We start from the raw sequence: 3,786 nt of genomic DNA on the forward strand, positions 1-3,786 counted from the left end.
CTGAGCAGGGCAGGGCGACCACCGCACGGGGAAAGGTGGCCGCCCTGCGTCACTAAGGACGCGTGACGGTCCTCTGTGTTCACGCTCTCAGATGTGATCCAGGTCACTTTGTACAACGAAATGAACATCACCTGGTCAGGGCCGTTCGTATCGATTGGAGTCGGCGTGTTGCCGCTGGGGGGTCAGGGACAGCGCCCGCTCCCATTGCGGGCGACGGCGGCGCCTCAAGCCGCCCGCCGGTGGCCGGTCTGCCGTCGTCCGCAGTCGTAACCGAGCGTGACTTGTCTTCCGCACGGCGCGACGGCACTCGATACGCACTCGCACGTCAGTGCGATCACACCGCGTCCTCCTAGCGTCTTCCGGCAGACGGTCCGGAACCCCGGTCCGTGACCTCATCTCGCCCTAGTTCGCCCGACGGGGGTACCGGATGCCGACCGTGCTCGATCGCTCGCCTTCTGAATCGCTGGATCCGCCCGCATCGCTCGATCGGGAGGCCCGCATGATCTCCCTGCACGCCGAGCACTCGCGGGACGTCTCCCGCTTCCTTCTCGGCCTGACGAAGGGTGAGCGCCAGACCGCCGAGGATCTGCTCCAGGAGACGATGCTGCGCGCCTGGCGGCACATCGACTCCCTCCCCGAGGACACCGAGGGCGTCCGCCGGTGGCTCTTCACCGTGGCCCGCCGCCTGGTCATCGACGTGGTCCGGATGCGGCACAACCGCCCCGCCGAGGTGGGCGCGGTCGACCTCAACTGGATCGCCGCCCGCGACGACACGACCGGCTCGGCGCTGGCCGGGGCCTCCATGCGGTACGCCTTCGACCGGCTCACGCCCGCGCACCGCGACATCCTGTCCCAGGTCTACGTGCACGGCCGCTCGATCGACGAGGTGGCCCAACTCCTCGGCGTGCCGGTCGGAACGGTCAAGTCCCGCACCCACTACGCGCTGCGCGCCCTCCGCACCGGGCTCGAGGCCGCCTGATCCGGCCCTCGTCGCCTCGCGCCGGCGAAGCTTCCGCGGTCCGACCTTCGGGAAGGTGCCCCTCCACCGCGGGGTTGGGCGGAGGGGCACCGGTTCGCCGGGGCCGGCGCCGCAAGAGGGGGGTCGCGGCGCCTGCGTACGACCCCGGCGCGGCCACCGGCTGGAGCACCGGCGCCGTCGCTGCAAGCAGGCGTCGGACTCCACAACGGACCACCCGCACCGTTGTTCACGAACGTCCCGAAGTTTTTTCGCGGCGTGAAATGATCCTGCGCGCTAGTCGGACCCCATTTGTCCGAGAAAGTAAAGTGGTCTTGTGAAAATGTCCGGAGGCGTCGAGTGGGCGCTGCACTGCAGCGTGGTGCTGACCGCCGCGGATCGTCCGGTGGCCGCGGCCCGCTTGGCCGAGCTGCACGACATCTCCGCCAGCTATCTGGCCAAGCAGATGCAGGCGTTGTCGCGGGCCGGTCTCATCGCGTCGGTGCAGGGCCATGCGGGCGGCTACGTGCTGACCCGCCCCGCAGAGGAGATCACCGTGCTCGACGTGGTCGAGGCGGTCGACGGCGCCGGCCCCGCGTTCGTCTGCACGGAGATCCGCCAGCGCGGCCCGATGGCCACCCCGGCCTCCGCCTGCACCGCCCCGTGCGCGATCAACCGGGCGATGCTGGCGGCCGACAAGGCCTGGCGTGACGCCCTGCGCGCGGTCTCGGTCGCCGACCTGGCGCAGTCGGTGACCGGCGACTACGGCCCCGGCACCCTCAACGAGATCCGCGGCTGGCTCGGCGTCCCCGCCGTCGTCTGACCCCGCGCCGGAAGGTCACATCGCGGCGCGGCGGGCGGCGTACTCCTGGCTGCGGCGGGACGGGTACTGGATGAGGTTGTCCGGCCGGACGTCCTGCTGCGGCGGCGGGGTCTGCTCCCAGCTGCGGCGGGTGTCCAGCGGGTCGGTGTCGTAGACCGGCGGGCGGCGGAACTGGCTGCCGTAGTCCATCATCCCGTCGATCAGCCGGTCCACGTCCCGTGCCGGCCGCACCACCATCCGCATGAACTGGCTGGTCATGCCGAGTTTGTTGCCGCATTCGCGGGTGTAGACGCCATGGTTGGCGACCAGGAAGTCGCGCAGCGCCACGCCCGACCACTCGGTGGGCAGCTTGACCAGGATGAAGTTGCCCTGCGAGGGGAAGACGGTCAGCCCGGGCACCCGGGACAGCTCCCCGGCCATCAGCCGCCGGTCACGGCTGAGCAGGGCCAGGCTCTCCTCGTACTCGTCGTCGTGGTCCTGGATCATGTAGACGACCTTCTCGGCGAGCGAGTTCAGGTTCCACTTCGGCAGCGTCTTGGCGATCTTCCCGGCGATGGCCGGGTTCGCCAGCAGGTAACCGAACCGGATGCCGTGCAGGCCGAAGTTCTTACCGAGGCTCTTCAGCACCACCGTGTTCGGCCGGATCACCGCGTCCGGGCCGACCGACGGGTACTGCTCCTCGTCGGAGAAGTCGATGAACGACTCGTCGATCACCACCAGGTCGAGGTCGCCGAGCTGGTCCATGAACCGGATCACCTCGCGGCGCGGCAGGTAGTTGCCGTCCGGGTTGTTCACGTTGCACACCACCGCGACCCGGGTGCCACGTTCGCGGATGAAGCGCACGTAGTCGTCCAGGTTGAGCCGGAACCCGTCCCGCTCCTGCAGCGGGTACATGTCCACCCGCTTGCCGGTCTCCAGCGGCTGGTCGGTCCACCGCCCGAAGGTGGGGATCGGGATCGCCACGCTCTCCTTGATCATCAGGTGGTCGATCCAGGTGATGAGCTCGGTGGACCCGTTCGCCATGGCCACCGTCTGCGGGTGCAGGCCGAGCACGCTGGCCAGCTTCTTGGTGATGTTCGCCGAGTCGCTCGGGTAGTACTTCAGGATGTTCTTGAGGTCCCGCGAAAGCTCGTCGAACATCTCCGGGGTCGGGAAGTACGGGTTGCAGGGAATGCAGAAGTCGACGATCTCCACACCCTCGCCCGCGTTGCGGGCCAGGTCGAAGTACGACGCGCTGTGCGCACCCTTGTGCAGGATCGACGTATCGATTCCCGTCCCGGCCATCGCGACTCCAGTCCTCGGTGACATTGGCGTTGTTCTCTACGCGTCACGTGCGCGAAACGTTCACCGACTCTGGAAACGATCAATTCAGGCTTCAACCTCGTTGCTCGGAAGGGCAACGGCGGTTACCCCGGCGGCGGCCCTCGACGCCCTCGGATGAACGCTCGTTCATCGTCGACACTCGCCCTTCGGGCAAGGCCATACTCCGGGGGTACGGCCATGGAGAAGCGTGAGTTCGAGGGCTCCGGGACCGATCGCGATCCGTCCCATCGGGCCGGGGCCGACCGGGCGGCGGAGCCGTCCACGGAGGTGCGCCGAACACCGGCGGCGCGGCCGTTGAGCCTGGGCACCGCCCAGCGCATCCAGGCCTCGGCCGGCAACCGGGCCCTCGCCCGAATCATGGCCCAGCGACGCGCCCCGGCGCCCGTGCCGGAGACGGCGCCGGCGCCGGCGAGCGAGAATGAGGCGGCCGCGCCCGATGAGTCCCTGCCGGTGCAGCGGTTGGCGCGCCCCCCCGGCGGCGTCGACGCCCAAGTTCAACACTCTCAAGTCAGATGTAGCCGGTAAGCAGAGGACTCTCGCCGCGCATCCGCCGCCCGTGTCGAAGGCCAGCGCCGCGCAGGCCGCCGCGAAGCCGCCGGCCGATGATAAGCAGGCGCAGGGTAAGGCGGCGAATGCGGAGAAGATGAATGCCGCTCAGCCGGGTGCGTTTGATAAGGCCGCGTTC

Annotated in this window: 3 protein-coding genes; 2 read left to right on the forward strand and 1 reads right to left on the reverse strand. The window is 69.1% G+C overall.

Going from position 1 to position 3,786, the window contains the following annotated elements:
- Positions 1–499: 499 nt before the first annotated feature.
- On the forward strand, positions 500–979 hold the full coding sequence (locus QSK31_RS36940; protein WP_285689346.1) for a sigma-70 family RNA polymerase sigma factor: 480 nt from the start codon (positions 500–502) through the stop codon (positions 977–979).
- 319 nt (positions 980–1,298) lie between these two features.
- Positions 1,299–1,778, forward strand: coding sequence for an RrF2 family transcriptional regulator (locus tag QSK31_RS36945; protein ID WP_285689350.1), 480 nt, complete (start codon positions 1,299–1,301; stop codon positions 1,776–1,778).
- Positions 1,779–1,793: 15 nt separating this feature from the next.
- On the opposite strand, the gene QSK31_RS36950 is transcribed toward QSK31_RS36945, so the two are convergent.
- A complete protein-coding gene (locus QSK31_RS36950) occupies positions 1,794–3,062 on the reverse strand; it encodes a pyridoxal phosphate-dependent aminotransferase (protein ID WP_285689347.1) in 1,269 nt (422 codons plus the stop codon).
- Between the last annotated feature and the right edge of the window lie 724 nt (positions 3,063–3,786).

Source organism: Actinoplanes sp. NBRC 103695 (assembly GCF_030269485.1).
Taxonomy (GTDB): Bacteria; Actinomycetota; Actinomycetes; order Mycobacteriales; family Micromonosporaceae; genus Actinoplanes.